Raw genomic sequence first — 26207 nt, forward strand, 5'->3', positions numbered from 1 at the left:
TGGCGGCGAATAGGATTGCGGAGAAAGTAGATGAGCGCGCTCTATATGATTGTCGGCACCCTGGTAGCCCTGGGTGTGCTGGTCACCTTCCATGAATTCGGTCACTTCTGGGTCGCGCGTCGCTGTGGCGTCAAGGTGCTGCGTTTCTCCGTGGGCTTTGGTATGCCGTTGCTGCGCTGGCATGATCGTCGCGGTACCGAGTTTGTGATCGCCGCCATTCCCCTGGGTGGCTACGTGAAGATGCTCGACGAGCGTGAAGGCGAAGTGGCCCTCGATGAGCTCGACCAGTCCTTCAACCGCAAGTCCGTACGCCAGCGTATCGCCATTGTTGCCGCCGGCCCGATCGCCAACTTCCTACTCGCCCTGGTGTTCTTCTGGGCCCTGGCGATGCTGGGCAGTCAGCAGGTGCGACCGGTCATCGGTGGCGTGGAGGCGGGGAGCATAGCCGCCAAGGCCGGCCTCGGTGCCGGCGAGGAAATCGTTGCCATCGATGGTGAGCCAACTTCCGGTTGGGCGGCAGTGAATCTGCAACTGGTGCGCCGTCTGGGTGAAAGTGGAACGCTGCAGGTGCAGGTGCGCGAGCAGGGTGCGACGGTTGACTCCTCTCGCCAGTTGGTGCTGGACAAATGGCTCAAGGGCGCCGACGAGCCGGACCCGATCCGCTCCCTGGGGATTCGCCCATGGCGCCCGGCATTGCCCCCCGTGCTGGCTGAACTCGATCCGAAAGGCCCGGCCCAGGCTGCCGGCCTGAAAACCGGCGACCGTCTGCTGGCGCTCGATGGGCAATCGCTCAGTGACTGGCAGCAGGTGGTTGATTGGGTCCGTGTGCACCCTGATACGAAAATTGTGCTGCAAGTCGAGCGCGATGGTGCTCAAATCGACGTCCCCGTGACCTTGGCCAGCCGTGGCGAAAACAAAGCGCCCAATGGCTACCTGGGGGCTGGGGTGAAAGCTGTCGACTGGCCTGCGGAGATGCTTCGCGAGGTCAGTTATGGCCCGCTGGAGGCGATTGGCGAAGGGGCTCGACGGACCTGGACCATGAGTGTCCTGACCCTCGAATCACTGAAGAAAATGTTGTTCGGCGAGCTCTCGGTAAAAAACTTGAGTGGACCGATAACCATTGCTAAAGTGGCGGGCGCTTCTGCCCAGTCGGGCATTGCTGATTTCTTGAATTTCCTTGCTTATCTGAGTATTAGCCTGGGTGTTCTGAATTTGTTGCCCATCCCGGTACTGGATGGGGGGCATTTGTTGTTTTATCTGATCGAGTGGGCGCGTGGTCGTCCCTTGTCGGATCGGGTGCAAGGTTGGGGGATACAGATCGGTATCAGCTTGGTGGTCGGAGTCATGCTGCTTGCTCTGGTCAACGATCTGGGTCGTCTGTAACGCTTCGCTGAATTGCGAATCTGCCGCATTTTGCGGCAGTTTGTTTATTGCCAGTTGGAATAAGAAAGGACTTCATGAAACGTCTGCTGCTAACTGCGGTTCTCACCGTATTGATGATCGCCGAAGTTCACGCCGAGTCCTTCACTATCTCCGATATCCGCGTCAACGGCCTTCAGCGCGTTTCCGCGGGTAGCGTCTTTGGTGCCTTGCCGTTGAACGTCGGCGAGCAGGCGGACGACCGTCGCCTGGTGGAATCCACTCGTGCGCTGTTCAAAACCGGTTTCTTTCAAGACATCCAACTGGGCCGCGATGGCAACGTCCTGGTCATTACGGTAGTCGAGCGGCCGTCGGTTGCCAGTATCGAGATCGAAGGCAACAAGGCGATCTCCACCGAAGACTTGATGAAGGGCCTGAAACAGTCCGGTCTGGCCGAGGGTGAGATCTTCCAGCGTGCGACACTCGAAGGCGTTCGTAACGAGTTGCAGCGCCAATATGTCGCCCAGGGCCGTTACTCGGCCACCGTTGAGACTGAAGTGGTTCCGCAGCCACGCAACCGTGTCGGCCTGAAGGTTAATATCAACGAAGGCACGGTCGCAGCCATCCAGCACATCAACGTGGTGGGCAACACTGTCTTTCCAGACGAAGACCTGATCGGCCTGTTCGAGCTCAAGACCACCAACTGGCTGTCGTTCTTCAAGAACGACGACAAGTACGCCCGTGAAAAGCTCTCCGGTGACCTGGAGCGTCTGCGTTCCTACTATCTGGACCGTGGCTATATCAATATGGATATTGCTTCGACCCAGGTGTCCATCACCCCGGACAAAAAGCACGTCTACATTACCGTCAACGTCAACGAAGGCGAGAAGTACAGCGTTCGTGACGTGAAGCTCAGCGGCGACCTGAAAGTACCTGAAGACCAAGTCAAGGCACTGTTGTTGGTGGAGAAGGGCCAGGTGTTCTCGCGCAAACTGATGACCACCACGTCCGAACTGATTACCCGCCGTCTGGGTAACGAGGGCTACACCTTCGCCAACGTCAACGGCGTGCCTCAGCCTCATGATGAAGACCACACCGTGGACATCACCTTCGTGGTAGACCCGGGTAAACGTGCCTACGTCAACCGTATCAACTTCCGTGGCAACACCAAGTCCGAGGACGAAGTGCTGCGTCGCGAAATGCGTCAGATGGAAGGCGGCTGGGCTTCGACCTACCTGATCGACCAGTCCAAGACCCGTCTTGAGCGCTTGGGCTTCTTTAAGGAAGTCAACGTCGAGACACCGGCTGTACCGGGTGTTGATGACCAGGTCGACGTGAACTACGCGGTTGAAGAGCAAGCATCCGGTTCGATCACCGCCAGTGTCGGTTTCGCCCAGAGCGCTGGTCTGATCCTCGGTGGTTCCATTACCCAGAACAACTTCCTGGGTACCGGTAACAAGGTCAGCATCGGTCTGACCCGCAGCGAATACCAGAGCCGCTACAACTTCGGCTACGTTGACCCCTACTGGACCGCCGACGGCGTGAGCCTGGGTTACAACGCTTTCTATCGCACCACTGACTACAAAGACCTCGACGTCGACGTGGCCAGCTATGCGGTGGACAGCCTCGGTGCCGGCGTCAGCGTGGGCTATCCGATCAGTGAGACTTCGCGTCTGACCTTCGGCCTGACCGCGCAGCAGGACAAGATCAAGACCGGCCTGTACACCGTCGACGAAATCTTCGACTTCGTGAACAAACAGGGCGACAGCTACCTCAACTTCAAGGCGTCGGCCGGCTGGTCCGAGTCGACCCTGAACAAAGGTGTGCTGGCCACTCGCGGCCATTCGCAAAGCCTGGTTCTGGAAACCACTACTCCAGGTAGCGACCTGTCGTTCTTCAAGCTCGACTACCGTGGTCAGTTGTTCACTCCGCTGAGTGAGAACTACACCATGCGCTTCCATACCGAACTGGGTTATGGCGACGGCTTTGGTGACACCAAGGGCTTGCCGTTCTACGAGAACTACTATGCTGGTGGTTTCAACTCGGTACGTGGCTTCAAGGACAGTACCCTGGGGCCGCGCAGTACTCCGAGTCGTGGTGCTGGTGTAACCGGTAACGCCGGTACAGCTGCCGACCCAGACCAGGATCCACTGCCATTCGGCGGTAACGTATTGATCCAGGGCGGTGCCGAGTTGCTGTTCCCGCTGCCGTTCGTCAAAGATCAGCGTTCCCTGCGCACTTCGTTGTTCTGGGATGTGGGTAACGTCTTCAACTCTCGCTGTGAAAGCACGTCCAACACCATTGCGGCGTCGAATGTGAAAACGCAGTGCAACGATATCAGCTTGAGCAATCTGGCCAGTTCGGTGGGTGTTGGTGTGACTTGGGTCACTGCTTTGGGGCCATTGAGCTTTGCCCTGGCGATGCCGATCAAGAAACCGGATGACGCTGAAACTCAGGTGTTCCAATTCTCTCTCGGTCAGACTTTCTAATAGTCTACCCAAGATAACGACAATGGATTTTGTAGGAGTGCATCGTGCGTAAGTTGACTCAATTGGTTCTCCTGGCCTCCGTACTGGTCGCGAGCCCGGCGTTTGCCGAAATGAAAATCGCTGTTCTGAACTATCAGATGGCTCTGCTGGAATCAGACGCGGCCAAGAAGTACGCAGTGGATGCCGAGAAGAAATTCGGCCCGCAACTGACCAAGCTGAAGACTCTGGAAAGCAGTGCCAAGGGCATCCAGGATCGCTTGGTTGCGGGTGGCGACAAGATGCAGCAAGGCGAGCGTGAGCGTCTGGAGCTCGAGTTCAAGCAAAAGGCTCGGGACTTCCAGTTCCAGTCCAAGGAACTGAACGAAGCCAAGGCTGTTGCTGACCGTGAAATGCTCAAGCAATTGAAGCCGAAGCTGGATAGCGCCGTTGAAGAAGTCATCAAGAAAGGTGCTTTCGACCTGGTTTTCGAGCGTGGCGCAGTGATCGATGTCAAACCTCAGTACGACATCACCCGCCAAGTTATCGAGCGCATGAATCAGCTGAAGTAAGCCATGACCGCGACCATAAAACTCGGCCAATTGGCCGAGTTCCTCGGCGCCACCTTGAGTGGTGACGCGGAGAAGGAAATCACTGGGCTAGCCACCTTGCAGGAGGCTGGCCCAGCTCAGTTGAGCTTTTTGGCAAATCCGCAATATCGCAAGTACCTGGTGGACTGCCAGGCCGGCGCGGTATTGCTGAAGGCCGCTGATGCCGAGGCTTATGCCGGCGATGCACTGGTGGTGGCTGATCCTTATCTGTCCTACGCCCGTATTTCCCATCTGTTCGATCCCAAGCCCAAGGCGCCAGCGGGTATCCATCCGTCAGCGGTGATTGCCGCCGATGCGCTGGTGCACCCGGAGGCCAGCATTGGTCCGTTTGCAGTGATCGAGTCTGGTGTGCGTATTGCGGCTGGAGTGACCATCGGTGCCCACTGCTTTATCGGCGCTCGCTGCGAAATCGGCGAAGGCGGCTGGCTGGCCCCGCGGGTGACCTTGTACCACGATGTGCGCATTGGTCAGCGTGTGGTCATCCAGTCGGGGGCGGTGCTCGGTGGTGAAGGTTTCGGCTTTGCCAATGAAAAAGGCATCTGGCAGAAGATCGCGCAGATTGGTGGTGTGACCATCGGTGACGATGTGGAAATCGGCGTCAATACGGCGATTGACCGCGGCGCCCTGGCCGATACCGTCATCGGCAACGGTGTGAAGCTGGATAACCAGATTCAGATTGCCCACAACGTCCAGGTCGGCGATCACACGGCGATGGCGGCTTGTGTGGGGATTTCCGGCAGCACCAAGATCGGCAAGCACTGTATGCTCGCCGGCGGTGTGGGTCTGGTAGGGCACATCGAGATTTGTGACAACGTATTCCTCACTGGAATGACCATGGTGACTCACTCGATTACCGAGCCGGGCGCTTACTCTTCCGGTACGGCCATGCAACCTGCTGCCGAGTGGCGCAAAAGCGCGGCACGCATCCGTCAGCTCGATGACCTTGCGCGGCGTTTGCGCCAGTTGGAAAAGCGCGTTGGGGACGTGACCCCTGACGGCAATGCTTCATCAGATGGCTGATACCATTTCCATATCAAGTGTGCACAGCCGCTAGACTGCCTCCTTGATTTGCTAGAGGGGCGTGCGTTAGTCGCGCGCTCCCACTCTTTACTACAGGCTTCCCCCCGAAATGATGGACATCAACGAGATTCGCGAATACTTGCCTCACCGTTACCCTTTCCTGTTGGTGGATCGGGTAGTGGACCTGGATGTCGAGGGCAAGTGCATTCGTGCCTACAAGAATGTCAGCATCAACGAGCCGTTCTTCAATGGTCACTTCCCGGCGCATCCGATCATGCCGGGCGTGTTGATCATCGAGGCCATGGCTCAGGCTGCGGGCATTCTCGGTTTCAAGATGCTCGACGTGAAGCCAGCCGACGGCACCCTTTATTACTTCGTCGGTTCCGACAAGCTGCGCTTCCGTCAGCCAGTACTGCCGGGCGACCAACTGATTCTTGAAGCCAAGTTCATCAGCTGCAAGCGTCAGATCTGGAAGTTCGAGTGCCAGGCGTCGGTAGACGGCAAGCCTGTCTGCTCCGCTGAAATCATCTGTGCGGAACGCAAACTATGAGTTTGATTGACCCTCGCGCAATCATCGATCCGACGGCTATCCTGGCCGACGACGTTGAGGTTGGCCCGTGGTCGATCATCGGCGCTGGTGTGGAAATCGGCGAGGGTACAGTGATCGGGCCCCATGTGATTCTCAAGGGCCCTACCCGGATCGGTAAGCACAACCGCATCTACCAGTTTTCCTCGGTAGGTGAGGACACGCCTGATCTGAAGTACAAAGGCGAGGAAACCCGCCTGGTTATTGGCGACCACAACGTGATCCGCGAAGGCGTGACCATTCACCGTGGCACCGTCCAGGACCGTTCCGAAACCACTCTGGGCGATCACAACCTGATCATGGCCTATGCCCATATCGGCCATGACAGTGTCATTGGCAACCATTGCATCCTGGTCAACAACACTGCGTTGGCCGGGCATGTGCACGTGGATGACTGGGCGATTCTCTCCGGTTTCACCCTTGTGCATCAGTACTGCCATATCGGCGCTCACAGCTTCTCCGGCATGGGCACCGCCATCGGCAAGGATGTGCCGGCATTCGTCACGGTGTTCGGCAACCCTGCCGAAGCCCGCAGCATGAACTTCGAAGGCATGCGCCGTCGTGGCTTCAGCGAAGATGCAATCCATGCACTGCGTCGCGCCTACAAGACGGTCTATCGCCAAGGGCTGACGGTGGATCAGGCCTTGGCCGAGCTGGCCGAGCCGGCTGCACAGTTCCCCGAAGTCGCGGTGTTTCGTGACTCGATCCAGTCTTCGACTCGCGGCATCACCCGTTAATCATGAACACTCTGCGTATTGCGCTGGTGGCTGGCGAAGCCTCCGGCGACATTCTCGGCGCCGGTTTGATGCGAGCCTTCAAGGCTCAGCACCCGGCCGTTGAATTCATTGGCGTCGGCGGTCCGCTGATGGAGGCCGAAGGCCTCACTTCCTACTTTCCCATGGAGCGCCTGGCGGTCATGGGGTTGGTGGAGGTGCTTGGGCGGCTGCGTGAGTTGCTGGCTCGACGCAAGAAGCTGATCCAGACCCTGATTGCTGAAAAGCCGGATGTGTTCATCGGGATCGATGCCCCGGATTTCACCCTGAATATCGAACTCAAGTTGCGTCAGGCCGGGATCAAGACGGTGCACTACGTCAGTCCGTCGGTCTGGGCATGGCGGCAGAAGCGGGTACTGAAGATCCGCGAAGGCTGCGATCTGATGCTGACCCTGTTTCCCTTCGAGGCTCGCTTCTATGAAGAGCAGGGTGTACCGGTGAAGTTCGTCGGTCACTCCTTGGCCGATGCCATTCCGCTGCAAGCCGATCGCGCCGCAGCGCGTGCCGAGCTGGGCTTGCCCGACGGTCCGCTGGTGGCCTTGCTGCCCGGCAGTCGTGGTGGCGAAGTAGGGCGCCTGGGTGCCTTGTTCCTCGATGCCGCACAGCGTTTGCGAGCCATGCGCCCCGGCGTGCGCTTCATCATGCCGTGCGCGAGCCCGGAGCGTCGGGTCCAGCTGGAAGAGCTGCTGGCCAGTCGCGACCTGCCGCTGACCTTGCTCGATGGTCAGTCCCACAAGGCCCTGGCCGCTTGTGATGCGGTGCTGATCGCCTCCGGTACCGCGACTCTGGAAGCCTTGCTCTACAAGCGGCCGATGGTGGTGGCCTATCGCCTGGCGCCGCTGACCTTCTGGATTCTCAAGCGCATGGTCAAGAGTCCGTATATTTCCTTGCCGAACCTGCTGGCTCAGCGTTTGCTGGTACCCGAGTTGCTGCAGGACGACGCCACTGCCGAGGCCCTGGCTCAGACGCTGTCGCCGCTGATCGATGGCGGTGAAGAGCAGACCCGTGGCTTTGACGAGATCCACCGAACCTTGCGCCGTGATGCGTCCAACCAGGCCGCGCAAGCGGTGCTGGGGCTGATCGGCAAAACCCTGTGAGTAATTCAAAGATGCAGATGGGCCTGGATTTCACCCTGGTGGCCGATGCCGAGGACCTGGTGGCCGGTGTCGACGAAGTTGGCCGTGGCCCGTTGTGCGGGGCGGTTGTCACTGCTGCAGTGATTCTTGATCCGCAACGGCCGATTCTCGGCCTCAACGACTCGAAGAAGCTCACTGAGGCCCGCCGCGAAAAACTGTTCGATGAAATCTGTGAGAAGGCCCTGAGCTGGTGCATTGCTCGGGCTGAAGTCGAAGAGATCGACGAGCTGAACATCCTCCACGCCACCATGCTGGCGATGCAGCGAGCGGTGGAAGGCCTGAGCGTGACGCCGAAGCTGGCGATGATCGACGGCAACCGTTGCCCGAAGCTGGCGATGCCGGCGGAAGCTGTGGTCAAGGGCGATAGCAAGGTTCCGGCAATCGCTGCAGCGTCGATTCTGGCCAAGGTCAGCCGCGACCGGGAAATGGCCGCTTTCGAGCTGATCTACCCGGGTTACGGTATCGGTGGCCACAAGGGCTATCCGACGCCGGAGCATCTGGAAGCCCTGGCCCGCCTGGGGCCGACGCCGATTCACCGGCGTTCCTTCGCCCCGGTACGGCAAGCTTATGAAGCCCGTGAGGCGCAGGGCGAGATTCAGTCCTGAGGCTGATGTTTTAGTCGAGGCCCGGTACAATCCGGGCCTTGTTGTTTTCGCGCTTATTACAGGATCACTATGCCGGCTTCATTCGTTCACCTGCGCCTGCACACTGAATACTCCCTGGTCGACGGTCTGGTGCGGATCAAGCCGCTGGTCAAGGCTCTCACCGGCATGGGCATGCCTGCGGTGGCGGTCACCGACCAGAACAACATGTGTTCCCTGGTCAAGTTCTACAAAAACAGCATGGGCGCCGGGATTAAGCCGATCTGCGGTGCCGACCTGTGGCTGTCGAACAAGGACCCGGATAACCCCCTGAGCCGCATCAGCCTGCTGGTGATGAACGCCGTGGGTTACCGCAACCTGACCGAGCTGATTTCCCGGGGCTTCATTGATGGTCAGCGCAATGGCCAGATCATCATCGAGCGCGAGTGGGTGGCGGAGGCGGCGGAAGGCCTGATCATGCTTTCGGCGGCCAAGGAGGGCGAGATTGGCATGGCGCTGATCGCCGGTGACCTGGAGGTCGCCGAAACCCTGGCCCGGGAGTGGATGGCGGTGTTCCCGGACCGTTTCTACCTGGAAGTGCAGCGTACCAATCGGCCCAATGATGAAGAGCAACTGCACGCCGCCGTGGCCCTGGCCGACAAGATCGGTGCGCCGCTGGTGGCCACCAACGATGTGCGCTTTATCAAGCAGGAAGACTTCGAAGCCCACGAAACCCGAGTCTGCATCGGTGAAGGTCGGGCCCTGGACGATCCGCGCCGTTCGAAGAACTACAGCGATCAGCAGTACCTGAAAAGCGCCGAGGAAATGGCCGAGCTGTTCAGCGACCTGCCCGAGGCGCTGGAAAACACGGTCGAGATCGCCAAGCGCTGCAATATCGAAGTCAAGCTGGGCAAGCACTTCCTGCCCGACTACCCCATTCCTGATGGCATGACCATCGATGAATACTTCCGCAAGGTTTCCTTCGACGGCCTGGACGAGCGCCTCAGCGTGCTGCTGCCCAAGGACACCACCGAGGACTATGAAGCCAAGCGCCAGGTCTACGTCGACCGGCTGAATTTCGAGCTGGATATCATCATCCAGATGGGATTCCCCGGTTACTTCCTGATCGTTATGGACTTTATCCAGTGGGCCAAGAGCAACGGCGTGCCGGTGGGTCCGGGCCGTGGCTCGGGTGCCGGTTCCCTGGTGGCCTATGTGCAGAAGATCACCGACCTCGACCCGCTGGAATACGACCTGCTGTTCGAACGTTTCCTTAACCCGGAACGGGTTTCCATGCCCGACTTCGACGTCGACTTCTGCATGGACGGTCGCGACCGGGTGATCGATTACGTGGCCGAGAAGTACGGCCGCAACGCGGTAAGCCAGATCATCACTTTTGGTTCCATGGCGGCCAAGGCGGTGGTGCGCGACGTTGCGCGGGTGCAAGGCAAGTCCTATGGCCTGGCCGACCGTCTGTCGAAGATGATCCCCTTCGAAGTCGGCATGACCCTGGAAAAAGCCTACGAGCAGGAAGAGATCCTGCGGGACTTCATCAAGGTCGATGAAGAGGCGGCGGAAATCTGGGAGATGGCGCGCAAGCTTGAAGGTGTGGTGCGTAACGTCGGTAAACACGCCGGTGGTGTGGTGATCGCGCCGACCAAGCTCACCGACTTCTCGCCGATCTACTGCGACGAAGAAGGCGGCGGCCTGGTGACCCAGTTCGACAAGGATGACGTCGAGGCGGCCGGTCTGGTGAAGTTCGACTTCCTCGGTCTGCGGACCCTGACCATTATCGATTGGGCGCTGAAAACCATTAACCGCGACCGCGCCAAGGTCGGCGAGGAACCGCTGGATATCGCCTTTATCCCGCTGGACGACAAGCCGACCTATAGCCTGTTGCAGAAAGCTGAAACCACCGCGGTATTCCAGCTTGAATCCCGGGGCATGAAGGAGCTGATCAAGAAGCTCAAGCCCGACTGCCTGGAAGACTTGATTGCACTGGTGGCCCTGTTCCGTCCGGGGCCGCTGCAATCGGGCATGGTGGATGACTTCATCAACCGTAAGCACGGTCGCGCCGAACTGGCCTATCCGCACCCCGACTATCAGTACGATGGCCTGCGCCCGGTTCTGGCGCCGACCTACGGCATCATCCTGTATCAGGAACAGGTGATGCAGATTGCCCAGGTCATGGCCGGTTACACCCTCGGTGGTGCAGACATGCTGCGTCGGGCCATGGGTAAGAAAAAGCCCGAGGAAATGGCCAAGCAGCGTGGCGGTTTCATTGAGGGTTGCGCCAGCAACAACATCGATGCGGACCTGGCGGGCAACATCTTCGACCTGGTGGAAAAATTCGCCGGTTACGGTTTCAACAAATCCCACTCCGCCGCCTACGGCCTGGTGTCGTACCAGACTGCCTGGCTCAAGGCTCACTACCCGGCGCCCTTCATGGCGGCGGTACTGTCCGCGGATATGCACAACACCGACAAGGTCGTGACCTTGATCGAGGAAGTGCGGACCATGAAACTGCGCCTCGATGCGCCAGACGTGAACACTTCCGAATTCAAGTTCACGGTGAACGATGAAGGTCGCATCGTTTATGGCCTTGGCGCGATCAAAGGGGTGGGCGAGGGACCGGTGGAAGCCATCACCGAAGCCCGTGCTGAGGGGCCGTTCAAGGACCTGTTCGATTTCTGTGCCCGGGTCGACCTCAAGCGCATTAACAAGCGGACCCTGGATGGTCTGATTCGCAGTGGTGCCCTGGACCGTCTCGGCCCGCACTTCTTCGACGAGCCCAAGGCCTACCAGGCCAACATCGACCAGAACCGCGCGGTACTGCTGGCAGCCATGGAAGAGGCGATCAAGGCGGCGGAGCAAACTGCTCGTACCCACGACAGCGGCCACGCCGACCTGTTTGGCGGGGTGTTCGTCGATGAGGACGCGGATGTCTACGCCAACCATCGCAAGGCCAAGGAGCTGACCCTCAAGGAGCGCCTTAAAGGCGAGAAAGATACCCTCGGCCTGTACCTGACCGGGCACCCGATTGATGAGTATGAAGGCGAGATCCGCCGCTTCGCTCGTCAGCGCATCATTGACCTGAAACCGGCCCGGGATACCCAGACGGTAGCGGGCATGATCATTGCCCTGCGGGTGATGAAGAACAAAAAGGGCGACAAGATGGGTTTCATCACCCTCGACGACCGTTCGGGGCGGATCGAGGCCTCCTTGTTTGCCGATGCTTTCCATTCGGCCCAGTCGCTGTTGCAGACCGACGCCATGGTGGTGGTGGAAGGCGAGGTGAGCAACGACGACTTCTCCGGCGGCCTGCGTTTGCGGGTCAAGCGGGTGATGAGCATGGAAGACGCGCGGACCAACCTGGCGGAAAGCCTGCGCCTGAAAGTCCATACCGATGCCCTCAAGGGCGATCAGCTACGCTGGCTGGGGGACTTGTTCAAGCGTCACCGCGGTGCGTGCCCGATCACCATGGAGTACACCCGTAACGACGCCAAGGCCTTGCTGCAGTTTGGCGAGAGCTGGCGGATCGACCCGGCAGACAGCTTGATTCAAGCCCTGCGTGACCAGTTCGGGCGAGACAACGTCTTCCTCCAATACCGTTGACGGTGAGGTGCCATCATTGCGCCTCATCGCCACATGAATTTTTAATCTCGACCTCAACGCGTCCGTCCCTTAAGGTAGGGCGCGAATAGACAACCGGCCGGCCCAAGCCCCCTTGGACGTCGAGCCCAGACGGACGCCTATGAACCCGAATTTTCTTGATTTCGAACAGCCGATCGCCGACCTGCAAGCCAAGATCGAAGAGTTGCGCTTGGTCGGTAATGACAATTCGCTGAATATCGGCGATGAGATTTCCCGCCTGCAGGACAAGAGCAATACCCTGACCGAAGACATCTTCGGCAAGCTCACCAGCTGGCAGATCGCACGTCTGGCGCGGCACCCGCGTCGTCCGTACACCCTGGATTACATCCAGCACATCTTCACCGAGTTTGACGAGCTGCATGGCGATCGCCACTTCTCTGACGACGCCGCGATCGTCGGCGGCGTTGCTCGCCTGGATGAGCAGCCGGTGATGATCATCGGTCATCAGAAAGGCCGTGAAGTGCGCGAGAAGGTACGCCGTAACTTCGGCATGCCGCGTCCGGAAGGCTACCGCAAGGCCTGCCGCCTGATGGAAATGGCCGAACGCTTCAAGATGCCGATCCTGACCTTCATCGACACCCCGGGCGCCTACCCGGGCATCGACGCTGAAGAGCGCAACCAGAGCGAGGCGATTGCCTGGAACCTGCGGGTCATGGCACGCCTGAAGACCCCGATCATCGCCACCGTGATCGGTGAGGGTGGTTCCGGCGGCGCATTGGCCATCGGTGTCTGCGACCAGTTGAACATGCTGCAATATTCCACTTATGCGGTGATCTCGCCGGAAGGCTGCGCCTCGATCCTGTGGAAAACCTCGGAAAAGGCCGCCGATGCAGCCGAGGCCATGGGCATCACCGCCGAGCGTCTGAAAGGCCTGGGCATTGTCGACAAGGTCATCAGCGAGCCGCTGGGTGGCGCCCATCGTGATCCAGCCGCCGCGGCTGCCTCGATCCGTGCCGAACTCAGCTCGCAGCTGGCAATGCTCAAGGAAATGGATAACGACACCCTGCTGGCCCGTCGTTATGACCGCCTGATGAGCTACGGTCTCTGATCGAGCACTGTTCCCCCTTGTAGGGGTACGCTTGCTCGCGACCCAGGCGCCGCAATCGATCAGATTGCGGCGTCGTCCTTTGTCGAGCATATGCTCCTGCGGGGCTTGAAGCTTCATGAACTCTCTCTCCGCCAAACTCCTAAAAAGCCTGGCGCCCTGGCGTGAAGCCGCTCATTGGCGCATCGCTTTCTCCGGTGGACTTGATTCCACTGTCCTGCTGCATCTCCTTGTCGATCTGGCGCATCAACATGGCCTTCCACGGCTCACGGCTGTGCATGTTCATCATGGGCTGCAAGCGGCGGCGGATGCTTGGCCGGCCCACTGTCAGGCGATCTGTGCTGCCCTGGGTGTGCCGTTGCAGGTGATTCATGTTCAGGTGCGCGCCGGTTCCAGTCTCGAAGGGGCTGCCCGGGAGGCGCGTTATGGGGCATTCGAGCGCTTGACCGCTGCCAATGAGTTGCTGCTGACAGCGCAGCATCGTGATGATCAGGCCGAAACCCTGTTGTTTCGACTGTTGCGCGGTGCTGGCGTCAGGGGGCTATCGGCAATGCCGGAAAGCCGACCTTTGGGCGCAGGGCACCTGTTGCGGCCCTTGCTTGGCGTGTCCCGTGCCGAACTTGAACGTTACGCCGCCGAGCATTGCCTGAGCTGGGTTCAGGACCCTTCAAATGCCGATCATCAATATTCGCGCAATTATCTGCGGCATCAGGTGATGCCGTCGTTGATTGCTCGCTGGCCTCAGGCCGCGACCAGCATAAGTCGCAGCGCCGCCCACCTGAGAGAAGCACAGGGCCTGCTCGATGAACTGGCGATGATGGATCTGGCGACCGCCGAGGGGGAGAGCGACTTTCCCTGGCTGGACTTGCCGTCACTGGCCCTTGCCCCTTTGCAGTCGTTATCCCCGGCCCGGCAGCGCAACGTCTTGAGTCACTGGCTGAGCAAGCGTGGCCGTTTACCGGACACCGATCATTGGGCCGGCTGGGAGAGTCTGCGGGATGCCAGCGCGCAGGGGCATCCTCGATGGCGTCTGGCCGACGGCGAAGTGCATCGCGCGGGAGGGCGAATCTGGTGGCTGTCTGGTGCCTGGTTGCAGCAGGTGAAAAGCGGGATCGAATGGCAGGATCCGGGCAGTCCGTTGCAGTTGCCGAACAATGGCCAGGTGTTTTTCGTCGGCTCGGCGCCCCAGGGCCCGTTGCACATCCGTTATCGGCAGGGTGGGGAAGTCATGCAAGTGGCCGGACGTGGTCATCGTGACCTGAAGCGTCTGCTCAACGAGGCCGGACTACCGAGCTTCGTCCGTGGCAGATTGCCGCTGCTGTACCAGGATGAGCGGTTGCTGGCAGTGGCAAACCTGCCGGCGCTTGCGGCAAATCCCCAGGCAGGCTGGCAATTGAATTGGCGACCACTGACCAGCGATCAAGGTTTGAGCTGAAAGGGGCTTTCCGGTAGACTACGCTCCCTTCTTGATACAACTTCTGTGGATTCGCCTGAATTGCAGGAGTTGCCGATTACCAAGCAGTCTTTGCTGGGCGATTCCAAAAAATGTGTAGCGAGCAACCTACCGGTGTTTTTGCATCCGGTCTGTCACCACGCGGCGGTTTTTTTGAAAGGTGCACTGTGATTAATGCAGGTGATCGGGGGCTTCGGCCTTCCTTCGCTTTCCCCGGCGGCACTGACCGCTTTAACGCAGACTTCTAGGGTTTTTCATGACGCGCTACATATTCGTCACGGGCGGTGTTGTTTCTTCATTGGGGAAAGGCATTGCCTCGGCTTCATTGGCGGCCATCCTGGAGGCGCGGGGGCTTAAGGTCACCATGCTCAAGCTGGACCCGTACATCAACGTCGACCCGGGCACCATGAGCCCGTTCCAGCACGGTGAAGTGTTCGTCACCCACGACGGCGCCGAGACCGACCTGGACCTGGGCCACTACGAGCGGTTCATCCGCACGACCATGACCCAGAACAACAACTTCACCACTGGCCGTGTCTACGAGCACGTACTGCGCAAGGAGCGCCGTGGTGATTACCTGGGCGCCACCATCCAGGTGATTCCGCATATCACCGACGAGATCAAGCGTCGCATCATCAAGGGCGCCGGCGATGCCGACGTGGCCCTGGTGGAAATCGGCGGTACTGTGGGCGACATCGAGTCGCAACCGTTCCTCGAAGCCATCCGCCAACTGCGGGTCGAAGTCGGCTCCAAGCGCGCGATGCTGATGCACCTGACCCTGGTTCCGTACATCGCCACCGCTGGCGAGACCAAGACCAAGCCGACCCAACACTCGGTGAAGGAACTGCGCTCCATCGGTCTGCAGCCTGACGTGCTGATCTGCCGCTCCGACCATCCGGTGGATGTGTCCTCGCGTCGCAAGATCGCGCTGTTCACCAACGTTGAAGAGCGTGCGGTGATCTCCCTGGAAGACGTCGACACCATCTACAAGATCCCGGCCGTACTGCACGCCCAGGGTCTGGACGATTTCGTCGTCGAGCGTTTCGGCCTGCAATGCAACGGCGCCGATCTGTCCGAGTGGGAAAAGGTGGTAGACGCCAAGCTCAACCCTGAGCATGAAGTCACCATCGCCATGGTCGGCAAGTACATGGAACTGCTGGATGCCTACAAGTCGCTGATCGAAGCGATGAGTCACGCCGGCATCACCAACCGCACCAAGGTCAATCTGCGCTATATCGATTCCGAAGACATCGAGAACCAAGGCACCGCGCTGCTGGAAGGCGTTGATGCGATCCTGGTCCCGGGCGGTTTCGGCCTGCGTGGCGTGGAAGGTAAGATCACTGCAGTGCAATACGCTCGCGAGAACAAGGTGCCGTACCTGGGTATCTGCCTGGGCATGCAAGTGGCGGTCATCGAGTTCGCCCGTAACGTCATGGGCTGGAAAGATGCCAACTCCACCGAATTCGATCGCACCAGTGGTCACCCGGTCGTCGGTCTGATCACCGAGTGGGAAGACGCCACCGGCGCTGTCGAAGTGCGTAACGAAGCGTCCGATCTGGGCGGCACCATGCGTCTGGGCGCCCAGGAATGCTTGCTGGAAGCGGGCTCCAAGGTCCACGACTGCTACGCCAAGGACGTGATCATCGAGCGTCACCGTCACCGTTACGAAGTGAACAACAAGCTGCTGCCACAGCTGATCGAGGCTGGCCTGAAGATCTCCGGTCGCTCGGGCGACGGCGCGCTGGTTGAAGTGGTCGAAGCTGCGGATCATCCATGGTTCGTCGCTTGCCAGTTCCACCCTGAGTTCACCTCGACGCCACGTGACGGTCACCCACTGTTCAGCGGTTTCGTCAAAGCAGCATTGGCTCAACACCAGAAGAAGGCTTGAACCTGATGGCGCAGAAGATCATCCGCGTAGGCAACATCGAGATCGCCAACGACAAGCCGATGGTGCTGTTCGGCGGCATGAACGTGCTGGAAAGCCGCGACATGGCGATGCAGGTCTGTGAAGAGTACGTACGGGTTACCGAGAAGCTCGGTATTCCCTACGTGTTCAAGGCCAGCTTCGACAAGGCCAACCGTTCGTCGGTGACTTCTTATCGTGGTCCTGGCCTGGAAGAGGGCATGCGGATTTTCGAAGACGTGAAGCAGGCCTTCGGCGTGCCGATCATCACCGATGTCCATGAGCCGGCCCAGGCCGCCGTGGTCGCCGAAGTCTGCGACATCATCCAGTTGCCGGCGTTTCTCTCGCGGCAGACCGACCTGGTGGTGGCCATGGCCAAGACCGGCGCGGTGATCAACATCAAGAAGGCCCAGTTTCTCGCGCCTCAGGAAATGAAACACATCCTGAGCAAGTGCGAAGAGGCGGGTAATGATCAGTTGATCCTCTGCGAGCGCGGCTCCAGCTTCGGTTACAACAACCTGGTGGTGGACATGCTCGGCTTCGGCATCATGAAGCAGTTCGAGTACCCGGTGTTCTTTGACGTGACCCATGCCCTGCAGATGCCGGGCGGTCGCGCCGACTCCGCGGGTGGTCGTCGGGCTCAGGTCACCGACTTGGCCAAGGCCGGCATGAGCCAGTCCCTGGCCGGCCTGTTCCTGGAAGCCCACCCGGATCCGGATAACGCCAAGTGCGACGGCCCTTGCGCCCTGCGCCTGGACAAGCTTGAGCCGTTCCTGGCTCAGCTCAAGGCTCTGGACGAGCTGGTCAAGAGTTTCCCCACGGTAGAAACCGCGTAAAACCGGCGACTTCCTCTGTAGGAGCCGGCTGGCCGGCGAAGGTGTCCTCGCGGGCCCGTTCGCCAGCCAGCCGGCTCCTACAAGAATGCAATTTGACCCACAAGTTATAAATCGAGCGGTACTCAGCGTTTTCGTCAACTTTGGAGTGTTTACAACAATGGCAAAAATCGTCGACATCAAAGGTCGTGAAGTTCTCGACTCCCGTGGCAACCCCACTGTCGAAGCGGACGTGCTTCTCGACAACGGCATCATCGGCAGTGCTTGCGCGCCGTCCGGTGCCTCCACCGGCTCGCGCGAAGCGCTGGAGCTGCGTGATGGCGACAAGAGCCGTTATCTGGGCAAGGGCGTGCTCAAGGCGGTAGCCAACATCAACGGTCCGATCCGCGACCTGTTGCTGGGTAAAGACCCGATCGACCAGAAAGCGCTGGATCAGGCGATGATCAAGCTCGACGGTACCGAGAACAAGGCCACCCTGGGCGCCAACGCTATCCTCGCCGTGTCCCTGGCCGCGGCCAAGGCTGCCGCCCAGGACCAGGACCTGCCGCTGTACGCTCACATCGCCAACCTCAACGGCACCCCAGGCGTCTACTCGATGCCGGTACCGATGATGAACATCATCAACGGTGGCGAGCACGCCGATAACAACGTCGACATTCAGGAGTTCATGGTGCAGCCGGTTGGCGCCAAGTCCTTCTCGGAAGGTCTGCGCATGGGCACAGAGATTTTCCATCACCTCAAAGCCGTGCTGAAGGCCCGTGGCCTGAACACCGCTGTGGGTGATGAAGGTGGTTTCGCGCCAAACCTGGCTTCCAACGAAGATGCACTGAAAGTCATCTCCGAGGCCGTGGCCAATGCCGGTTACACCCTGGGCACCGACGTGACCCTGGCTCTGGACTGCGCCGCCAGCGAGTTCTACGAAGACGGTAAGTACAACCTGTCCGGCGAAGGCCAGGTGTTCACCGCCGAAGGTTTTGCCGAGTACCTCAAAGGCCTGACTCAGCGCTACCCGATCATCTCCATCGAAGACGGCCTGGACGAGTCCGACTGGGCGGGCTGGAAGATCCTCACCGACAAGATCGGCGACAAGGTGCAACTGGTCGGTGACGACCTGTTCGTGACCAACACCAAGATCCTGAAAGAAGGCATCGACAAGAAGATCGCCAACTCGATCCTGATCAAGTTCAACCAGATCGGCACCCTGACCGAAACCCTGGAAGCCATCCAGATGGCCAAGGCTGCCGGTTACACCGCCGTGATTTCGCACCGTTCCGGCGAAACCGAAGACTCGACCATCGCCGACCTGGCTGTGGGCACCTCGGCTGGCCAGATCAAGACCGGCTCCCTGTGCCGTTCCGACCGCGTATCCAAGTACAACCAATTGCTGCGTATCGAAGAGCAATTGAACGGCAAGGCCAAGTACAACGGTCGCAGCGAGTTTCGCGGCTAAGCCGTAGATGGTAAAAAGACACCGGATTGTGTCGGGAAAATCGCTACAGCGAGTTTTTTGCCACTAATCTGATGCCTTAAGAGCACGAAGCCTGGTTCTTCCAGGCTTCGTGCTATCAGTAGGTCCGAAGTTGTTGGCATGGCTGTCTTTTTTCACTGGATACCCGATATTCGATGCGCAGTCCCAATTGGTTGTTCCTGGTCTTGCTCTTGCTGCTGGCTGGCTTGCAGTACCGCCTGTGGGTGGGGAGCGGCAGCTTGGCCCAGGTAGCTGACCTGACTCAGCAGATTGCCGACCAGCACGCTGAAAACGAGCGTTTGCTGGAGCGAAATCGCGTACTCGATGCGGAAGTCATGGAACTGAAGAAGGGCATGGAGACCGTTGAAGAACGGGCTCGCCACGAGTTGGGCATGGTCAAGGAGGGTGAAACCCTCTACCAGTTGGCCCAATGAGCGATAGATTGCCGGCCTTCTGGGCCGTGATTCCTGCCGCGGGCGTCGGTGCCCGCATGGCCGCGGATCGTCCCAAGCAGTACCTGCAACTGGGCGGACGCACAATTCTCGAACACAGCCTCGGCTGTTTCCTCGACCATCCTGGCCTCAAGGGGCTGGTGGTCAGCCTGGCGCTGGACGATCCTTACTGGCCAACCCTGGCCTGTGCCCATGACTCGCGGATTCAGCGGGTCGAAGGTGGCACCGAGCGTTCCGGGTCGGTACTCAATGCCTTGCTTCATCTGCATGCTCAGGGCGCGGCCGATGAGGATTGGGTTCTGGTTCACGATGCCGCACGCCCCAATCTTTCCCGAGATGACCTGGACAAGCTGCTGAGTGAATTGGCGCATGACCCGGTGGGCGGGCTGCTGGCGGTGCCGGCTCGGGACACCCTGAAGCGGATCGACAAGCACGGAAGGGTTTTGGAAACCGTGGATCGCAGCCTGATCTGGCAAGCCTACACACCGCAGATGTTCCGTCTTGGCGCGCTGCACCGCGCCTTGGCCGACAGCCTGGTGGCCGATGTGGCGATCACCGATGAGGCTTCGGCAATGGAATGGGCCGGGCAGGCGCCACGCCTGATCGAAGGCCGTTCCGACAACCTCAAGGTCACTCGCCCCGAGGATCTTGAGTGGCTGCGCCAGCGTTGGTCCAATCGGCGCTGATCGCGGGCGGGCGCTGAACCTTGTAGCCGCTGCCGCAGGCTGCGAACGACTCCGAAGGAGGCGCCGCTCCTGAAACCCCGAGGGCCCTGCGGCAGCGGCTACACATCGCGGTATTCCGGGCGTTCGGCCAAGCCTTGCTTGAGATAATCCACCAGCTTGCGCACTTTCGGCGACAGATGCCGTTGCTGTGGATAGAGCGCCCAGACTGCGGTGTTGGGCGGCTGGTGAGCTTCCAGCAAGGAAACCAGCGTACCGTCCTGCAGGTGCTCCAGAACGTAGTAGTCCGGCAGTTGGCAGAGTCCGACGCCTTGTAATGCCGCGTCCAGCACTGCCTGTCCGCTGTTGCAGCGCCAGTTGCCCTGCACCCTTTGCGAAAATTCGCGCCCGTCGACCTCCAACTGCCAGATATCCGAGCTGCCGATCAGGCAGTTGTGCCGGCTCAATTCCGAAAGGCTGTGAGGGCGGCCATAGCGTTCCAGATAGGACGGCGATGCACATAGGTACATGCGGCGTGGTGCCAGGCGAGTGGCGACCAGGCGTGAGTCCTGCAGGCGTCCCAGGCGAATGGCCAGGTCGAGCCCCTCGTGCACCAGGTCCAGGGGACGGTTGCTCAGTTCTATGTCCACCCGCAATTGCGGATAAAGGCTCATGAAACGCGTGACCAGCGGCACGATGAAACGCTCGCCATAGGCCACTGCGCAAGTCATGCGCAGCATGCCCTTGGGCTCGCTGGTCAGGTCCCCCACGGCTCGCAATGCTTCCTCGCGTCCGTCCTGCAAGCGTTGGCAATGCTGGAGAAAGGTCTGCCCGGCCTCGGTCAGGGTGACGCGGCGGGTACTGCGATACAGCAGGCGGGTCTGCAAGCGCTCTTCCAGGCGCACGACCTGGCGGCTGATATGAGATGAGGACACCCCCAGGCGTTCGGCAGCGGCAGTGAACTGGCTGCATTCGGCGACTGCGACAAATTCGTCGATGCCTTCCCAACGGTTTTCGCTCATTGATTATCCCTGCATGGCAATAATGTTTTGCTTTTGTCTGGATTATTCATCGCCTTGCGCTGTTTTACACTCACTGCCTCGTTTTTATTCGCTGGAGAGTCAGGATGATCAAGTCACGTGCTGCCGTAGCCTTCGAGGCCAAGAAGCCCCTGGAAATCGTCGAAGTGGATGTTGCCATGCCCAAGGCCGGCGAAGTGCTGTTGCGGGTTGTCGCTTCCGGCGTCTGCCACACCGACGCCTACACCCTGTCCGGTGCTGACCCGGAAGGTATCTTTCCGGCGATCCTCGGCCATGAAGGTGGTGCAGTGGTGGAAGCGGTGGGCGAGGGCGTGACCTCGGTGGCCGTCGGCGATCATGTGATCCCGCTCTACACCCCGGAATGTGGCAAGTGCAAATTCTGTCTGTCGGGCAAGACCAACCTCTGTCAGGCCATTCGCGCTACCCAGGGCAAAGGCCTGATGCCTGATGGTACTACCCGTTTTTCCTACAAGGGTCAGCCCATTTTCCACTATATGGGTACCTCGACATTCTCCGAGTACACCGTTCTGCCGGAAATCTCCGTGGCCAAGATTCCCAAGGACGCGCCTCTGGAGAAGGTCTGCCTGCTGGGTTGCGGCGTGACCACAGGCATTGGCGCGGTGATCAACACCGCCAAGGTCAAGGCCGGTGATACCGTGGCTATCTTCGGCCTGGGGGGCATTGGTCTGTCGGCGGTAATCGGTGCGGTCAAGGCCAAGGCCGGGCGCATTATTGCTATCGATATCAATCCGGCCAAGTTCGAGATCGCCAAGCAACTGGGCGCCACCGATTGCGTCAACCCCAAGGATTTCGACCGTCCGATCCAGGAGGTCATCGTCGATATGACTGACGGCGGCGTGGATTTCTCCTTCGAATGCATCGGCAACGTGCAACTGATGCGCGCCGCGCTGGAATGCTGCCACAAGGGCTGGGGCGAGTCGGTGATCATCGGTGTGGCCGGTGCCGGTCAGGAAATTTCGACCCGTCCCTTCCAGCTGGTGACTGGCCGCGTTTGGCGCGGTTCGGCATTCGGTGGCGTGCGTGGTCGCAGCGAGCTGCCAAGCTACGTGGAAATGTCTCAGACCGGCGAAATCCCGCTGGATACCTTCATTACTCACACCATGGGCCTGGAAGATATCAACAAGGCTTTCGACCTGATGCACGAAGGCAAGAGCATTCGTTCGGTCATTCATTTCTAAGAGCAGCGGCAAGCTGCAAGCCACAAGCACCAAGAGGGGATTCCCACTTGCGGCTCGTAGCTTGCGGCTTGTGACTGGAGGTCTGCCATGAGTCTGGAAAACCTTTCCTGCCAGAAGAGCTTCGGCGGCTGGCACAAACGCTACAAGCATCATTCCCAGGTGTTGGGCTGTGACATGGTGTTCGCCGTGTACTTGCCGCCCCAGGCGGAGCAGGGGGGCAAGCTGCCGGTGCTTTACTGGTTGTCCGGCCTGACCTGCACCGACGAGAACTTCATGCAAAAGGCCGGCGCCCAGCGCCTGGCGGCGGAACTGGGCCTGATCATCGTCGCTCCGGATACCAGCCCTCGCGGCGCAGGCGTGCCCGGTGACCCGGAGGGCGCTTGGGACTTTGGCCTGGGCGCGGGGTTCTATCTGAACGCGACACAGGAGCCCTGGGCCCAGCATTATCGGATGCATGACTATGTGGTGAACGAGCTGCCGGAGTTGGTGGAGGCGCACTTTCCCGCGTCGCAGAAACGTGGGATCAGCGGCCACTCCATGGGCGGTCACGGGGCGTTGGTCTGCGCGTTGCGTAATCCCGGTCGCTATCAGTCGGTTTCGGCGTTCGCTCCTATCAGTAATCCCATGGATTGTCCTTGGGGGCAGAAGGCGTTTTCCCGTTATCTGGGGGAAGAGCGCTCACGCTGGCGCGAGTGGGATGCCAGCGTATTGATCGCCGAGGCCACGCAGAAGCTGCCGTTGCTAGTGGATCAGGGGGATCGCGACGATTTCCTCGCCGGCCAGCTCAAGCCTGAAGTTCTGCAGCAAGCGGCAAAGAATGCCGGGCATGAGCTGACGCTGCGCATGCAGCCCGGTTATGACCACAGCTACTTCTTTATCGCCAGCTTTATAGACGATCACTTGCAGCACCATGCACGTGCTCTTAACGCCTAATACCCGCCAAAGCAGGTAGAATCACGCCCTGACTTTTTCGGGGCGTTTTTTTATGCGTATTGGCCACGGCTACGATGTGCACCGTTTCGCTGAGGGCGACTTCATTACTTTGGGCGGTGTGCGTATCGCCCATCATTCTGGGTTGCTCGCCCACTCCGACGGTGATGTGTTGTTGCACGCACTCAGTGATGCCCTGCTGGGCGCCGCGGCGCTGGGGGATATCGGCAAGCATTTTCCGGACACCGATCCGCAGTTCAAAGGTGCCGACAGCCGCGTCCTGCTGCGTCATGTTGTCGCGCTGATCCATGCCAAAGGCTGGAAGATCGGCAACGTCGACAACACCATCGTCGCCCAGGCCCCAAAAATGGCGCCTCATATTGAAACCATGCGGGCCTTGATTGCCGAGGACCTGCAAGTCGAACTGGATCAAGTGAACGTGAAGGCCACCACTACCGAAAAACTCGGTTTCGTCGGTCGCGAGGAAGGTATCGCGGTGCACTCCGTGGCCTTGTTGCTGCGCCCATGAATGAACTGCAACTGTTGGGCCCGCGGGCCTATGGCGATGCCCTGGGCAGCGCGGTGCTCAAGGCTACTGCCGAAGATTTCCAGGTCGATGAAGTGCTCGATATCCCGCTGAGCGGTGAAGGCGAGCACCTGTGGCTGTGGGTGGAAAAGCGTGGCTTGAATACCGAAGAGGCCGCGCGGCGGATTGCCAAGGCCGCCGGAGTGTCGTTGCGCACCGTGAGCTACGCCGGGCTCAAGGATCGTCAGGCGCTGACTCGCCAATGGTTCAGTGTGCAACTGCCGGGCAAGGCTGATCCGGATCTTGGCGCGGCGGAAAACCACACCCTGAAAATCCTCAAGGCCACCCGACACAAGCGCAAGCTACAGCGTGGAGCCCATGCGGCCAACGGTTTTACCCTGCGTCTGACAGAGCTTACGGCGGACCATTCGGCCATTGATGAGCGTTTGCAGCAGATCGCCCAGTTTGGGATTCCCAACTATTTCGGCGCCCAGCGTTTTGGCCACGACGGCGGCAATCTAGTGGATGCCCGCGGCTGGGCCGCGCGCCAGGCACTACCAGAGCAGCGCAATGTGCGTTCGCGGTTGTTGTCTACGGCCCGCAGCTATTTGTTCAACCAGGTGCTGGCAGCACGGGTGGCGGACGGCAGTTGGCAGCAGGCACAGATAGGTGACCTGCTGGCGTTTACCGACAGTCGCAGCTTTTTCATGGCCGGGCCTGATGAATGCTCGGACCCACGCCTGGCGATTCTCGACCTGCACCCCACCGGTCCGCTGTGGGGGGAGGGTGTTTCTCCGGCGGGCGGTGTATCCCATGAGCTTGAGCAACAGATTGCCGATCGTGAGGCGGGACTGTGCGATTGGCTGATTAAAGCCGGCATGAGCCACGAACGACGCATCCTGCGGCTGCCCATTGGCGGTTTGACGTGGCATTATCCCGAGCCTGACATTCTGCAACTGGAATTCGTCCTGCCGGCCGGGTGTTTCGCCACCGCATTGGTGCGTGAACTCGTCGATCTGGTGCCGGTGGGGCAGACGGACAGCTCATGCGTATTCTGATTTCTAACGATGATGGGGTAACTGCACCCGGTATCGCCGCGCTGCATGCTGCGTTGGCGGATTACGCCGAGTGTGTGGTTATCGCACCGGATCAAGACAAAAGCGGCGCCAGCAGTTCGCTGACGCTCGACCGTCCGTTGCATCCGCATACCCTCGGCAATGGTTTCATCAGTATCAATGGCACACCGACCGACTGTGTTCACCTGGGGCTTAACGGCCTGTTGGAGCATGAGCCGGACATGGTGGTGTCGGGAATCAACCTGGGGGCCAACCTCGGTGATGACGTGCTGTATTCCGGAACCGTCGCTGCTGCGCTTGAAGGACGTTTCCTGCAGCGCCCGGCGATTGCCTTTTCGCTGGTGTCGAGGCAGGTAGAAAACCTCGCCACTGCTGCCCATTTCGCGCGCAAGCTGGTACAGGCTCAGGGCTTGCTGGATTTGCCACCACGGACGGTGTTGAACGTGAATATTCCCAACCTCCCGCTTGATCATATCCGTGGCATACAGCTGACCCGGTTGGGCCATCGCGCGCGCGCAGCGGCGCCCATGCAGGTCGTCGATCCCCGTGGCAAGTCGGGATACTGGATTGCCGCCGCAGGGGACGCCGAAGATGGCGGTCCAGGTACTGACTTCCATGCTGTCATGCAAGGTTATGTGTCGATCACGCCGTTACAGCTCGATCGCACCTTCAATGAGGCGTTCAGGAGTCTGGATGGTTGGTTGGAGGGGCTGCGCTGATGGCTCGTGAGCAGGACGATTTGCTACGACGGGGAATAGGCATGACTTCCCAGCGAACCCGCGAGCGCCTGATCCAACGGCTTTACGATGAGGGCCTGTCCAATCCCCAGGTATTGGAAGTCATTCGTCGTACACCACGGCATCTGTTCGTTGATGAAGCTCTGGCGCACCGTGCCTATGAAGACACAGCGCTGCCCATCGGCCATAACCAGACTATCTCCCAGCCTTATATGGTGGCTCGCATGAGCGAGTTGCTGTTGGCGGCAGGTCCGCTGGACAAAGTGCTGGAGATCGGTACCGGTTCCGGCTACCAGACGGCAGTACTGTCGCAGTTGGTTGAGCGGGTGTTTTCGGTGGAGCGGATCAAGGTCCTGCAGGATCGGGCCAAGGAGCGTCTGCAGGAATTGAACCTGCGTAATGTGGTGTTCCGCTGGGGCGATGGTTGGGAGGGCTGGCCAGCGTTGGCGCCTTACAACGGCATCATCGTCACCGCCGTGGCTACCGATATTCCTCAGGCACTGCTTGATCAACTGGCGCCTGGTGGGCGTCTGGTCATTCCAGTGGGAGCCGGAGAAGTACAGCAGTTGATGCTGATCATTCGTGAAGAACATGGCTTTGCCCGACATGTCCTGGGGGCGGTGCGGTTTGTACCGTTGCTCAATGGGCCACTGGCCTGAGCATTTATCGCCGCCTGGGTGAATTCTGTTTGCCGGGTT

At 59.8% G+C, this 26207-nt stretch carries 23 protein-coding genes; 22 read left to right on the forward strand and 1 reads right to left on the reverse strand.

The window, feature by feature from the left end:
• The first annotated feature begins 30 nt into the window (after positions 1–30).
• The 16 genes from rseP to ispD all read left to right on the forward strand — a co-directional run bounded on the left by rseP (position 31) and on the right by ispD (position 20025).
• Positions 31–1383: a sigma E protease regulator RseP gene (gene rseP, locus LOY69_RS05810; RefSeq protein WP_102861371.1), complete on the forward strand. Its 1353-nt coding sequence runs from the start codon at positions 31–33 to the stop codon at positions 1381–1383.
• Positions 1384–1457: 74 nt separating this feature from the next.
• Positions 1458–3848, forward strand: coding sequence for an outer membrane protein assembly factor BamA (gene bamA, locus LOY69_RS05815; protein WP_102861372.1), 2391 nt, complete (start codon positions 1458–1460; stop codon positions 3846–3848).
• Positions 3849–3892: 44 nt separating this feature from the next.
• Positions 3893–4396, forward strand: coding sequence for an OmpH family outer membrane protein (locus LOY69_RS05820; protein ID WP_102861373.1), 504 nt, complete (start codon positions 3893–3895; stop codon positions 4394–4396).
• A 3-nt stretch (positions 4397–4399) separates the two neighbouring features.
• On the forward strand, positions 4400–5455 hold the full coding sequence (lpxD, locus tag LOY69_RS05825) for a UDP-3-O-(3-hydroxymyristoyl)glucosamine N-acyltransferase (protein ID WP_110652351.1): 1056 nt from the start codon (positions 4400–4402) through the stop codon (positions 5453–5455).
• A gap of 109 nt (positions 5456–5564) precedes the next feature.
• Positions 5565–6005 (forward strand): 3-hydroxyacyl-ACP dehydratase FabZ, encoded by a 441-nt coding sequence (gene fabZ, locus LOY69_RS05830; protein ID WP_007924058.1) that lies wholly within the window; start codon positions 5565–5567, stop codon positions 6003–6005.
• Entirely contained in the window at positions 6002–6778 is a 777-nt protein-coding gene (lpxA, locus tag LOY69_RS05835) for an acyl-ACP--UDP-N-acetylglucosamine O-acyltransferase (protein ID WP_102861375.1), read from the forward strand. The genes fabZ and lpxA overlap by 4 nt, the downstream gene beginning before the upstream one ends.
• Positions 6779–6780: 2 nt before the next feature.
• Positions 6781–7911 carry a lipid-A-disaccharide synthase gene (gene lpxB, locus LOY69_RS05840; protein WP_102878553.1) on the forward strand — a complete coding sequence of 377 codons (1131 nt, stop codon included), beginning with the start codon at positions 6781–6783 and terminating at the stop codon, positions 7909–7911.
• Between the two features lie 11 nt (positions 7912–7922).
• Positions 7923–8555, forward strand: a complete 633-nt coding sequence (gene rnhB / locus LOY69_RS05845) for a ribonuclease HII (RefSeq protein WP_110596483.1) — start codon at positions 7923–7925, stop codon at positions 8553–8555.
• 69 nt (positions 8556–8624) lie between these two features.
• On the forward strand, positions 8625–12146 hold the full coding sequence (gene dnaE, locus LOY69_RS05850; RefSeq protein WP_265074242.1) for a DNA polymerase III subunit alpha: 3522 nt from the start codon (positions 8625–8627) through the stop codon (positions 12144–12146).
• Positions 12147–12285: 139 nt separating this feature from the next.
• Positions 12286–13233, forward strand: a complete 948-nt coding sequence (locus tag LOY69_RS05855; RefSeq protein WP_016964689.1) for an acetyl-CoA carboxylase carboxyltransferase subunit alpha — start codon at positions 12286–12288, stop codon at positions 13231–13233.
• A 115-nt stretch (positions 13234–13348) separates the two neighbouring features.
• A complete protein-coding gene (gene tilS / locus LOY69_RS05860; protein WP_265074243.1) occupies positions 13349–14665 on the forward strand; it encodes a tRNA lysidine(34) synthetase TilS in 1317 nt (438 codons plus the stop codon).
• 274 nt (positions 14666–14939) lie between these two features.
• A complete protein-coding gene (locus tag LOY69_RS05865) occupies positions 14940–16571 on the forward strand; it encodes a CTP synthase (protein ID WP_102878557.1) in 1632 nt (543 codons plus the stop codon).
• 5 nt (positions 16572–16576) lie between these two features.
• Complete coding sequence (kdsA, locus tag LOY69_RS05870; RefSeq protein WP_011059542.1) at positions 16577–17422, forward strand: 3-deoxy-8-phosphooctulonate synthase; 846 nt, start codon at positions 16577–16579, stop codon at positions 17420–17422.
• A gap of 157 nt (positions 17423–17579) precedes the next feature.
• Positions 17580–18869 (forward strand): phosphopyruvate hydratase, encoded by a 1290-nt coding sequence (gene eno / locus LOY69_RS05875; protein WP_102878558.1) that lies wholly within the window; start codon positions 17580–17582, stop codon positions 18867–18869.
• Positions 18870–19042: 173 nt separating this feature from the next.
• Positions 19043–19321, forward strand: a complete 279-nt coding sequence (ftsB, locus tag LOY69_RS05880; protein ID WP_102861382.1) for a cell division protein FtsB — start codon at positions 19043–19045, stop codon at positions 19319–19321.
• The gene (ispD, locus tag LOY69_RS05885; RefSeq protein WP_253083805.1) at positions 19318–20025 is read left to right on the forward strand and encodes a 2-C-methyl-D-erythritol 4-phosphate cytidylyltransferase; all 708 of its coding nucleotides are present in this window, start codon (positions 19318–19320) and stop codon (positions 20023–20025) included. The genes ftsB and ispD overlap by 4 nt, the downstream gene beginning before the upstream one ends.
• A 98-nt stretch (positions 20026–20123) precedes the next feature.
• On the opposite strand, the gene LOY69_RS05890 is transcribed toward ispD, so the two are convergent.
• A complete protein-coding gene (locus LOY69_RS05890; protein WP_102878559.1) occupies positions 20124–21023 on the reverse strand; it encodes a LysR substrate-binding domain-containing protein in 900 nt (299 codons plus the stop codon).
• 104 nt (positions 21024–21127) lie between these two features.
• Between LOY69_RS05890 and LOY69_RS05895 the strand changes: the two genes are divergently transcribed.
• The 6 genes from LOY69_RS05895 to LOY69_RS05920 all read left to right on the forward strand — a co-directional run bounded on the left by LOY69_RS05895 (position 21128) and on the right by LOY69_RS05920 (position 26168).
• Positions 21128–22240 (forward strand): S-(hydroxymethyl)glutathione dehydrogenase/class III alcohol dehydrogenase, encoded by a 1113-nt coding sequence (locus tag LOY69_RS05895; RefSeq protein WP_102861385.1) that lies wholly within the window; start codon positions 21128–21130, stop codon positions 22238–22240.
• 87 nt (positions 22241–22327) lie between these two features.
• A complete protein-coding gene (gene fghA, locus LOY69_RS05900; protein ID WP_110596486.1) occupies positions 22328–23173 on the forward strand; it encodes an S-formylglutathione hydrolase in 846 nt (281 codons plus the stop codon).
• Positions 23174–23225: 52 nt separating this feature from the next.
• On the forward strand, positions 23226–23699 hold the full coding sequence (ispF, locus tag LOY69_RS05905) for a 2-C-methyl-D-erythritol 2,4-cyclodiphosphate synthase (protein WP_265074244.1): 474 nt from the start codon (positions 23226–23228) through the stop codon (positions 23697–23699).
• Complete coding sequence (gene truD / locus LOY69_RS05910) at positions 23696–24754, forward strand: tRNA pseudouridine(13) synthase TruD (RefSeq protein WP_265074245.1); 1059 nt, start codon at positions 23696–23698, stop codon at positions 24752–24754. Before ispF ends, truD begins: the two co-directional genes overlap by 4 nt.
• Positions 24742–25491, forward strand: a complete 750-nt coding sequence (gene surE, locus LOY69_RS05915; protein WP_265074246.1) for a 5'/3'-nucleotidase SurE — start codon at positions 24742–24744, stop codon at positions 25489–25491. The genes truD and surE overlap by 13 nt, the downstream gene beginning before the upstream one ends.
• 41 nt (positions 25492–25532) lie before the next feature.
• A complete protein-coding gene (locus LOY69_RS05920; protein ID WP_170001073.1) occupies positions 25533–26168 on the forward strand; it encodes a protein-L-isoaspartate(D-aspartate) O-methyltransferase in 636 nt (211 codons plus the stop codon).
• Positions 26169–26207 lie beyond the last annotated feature (39 nt).

It is taken from the genome of Pseudomonas sp. B21-059, assembly GCF_026016285.1.
Taxonomy (GTDB): domain Bacteria; phylum Pseudomonadota; class Gammaproteobacteria; order Pseudomonadales; family Pseudomonadaceae; genus Aquipseudomonas; species Aquipseudomonas danubii.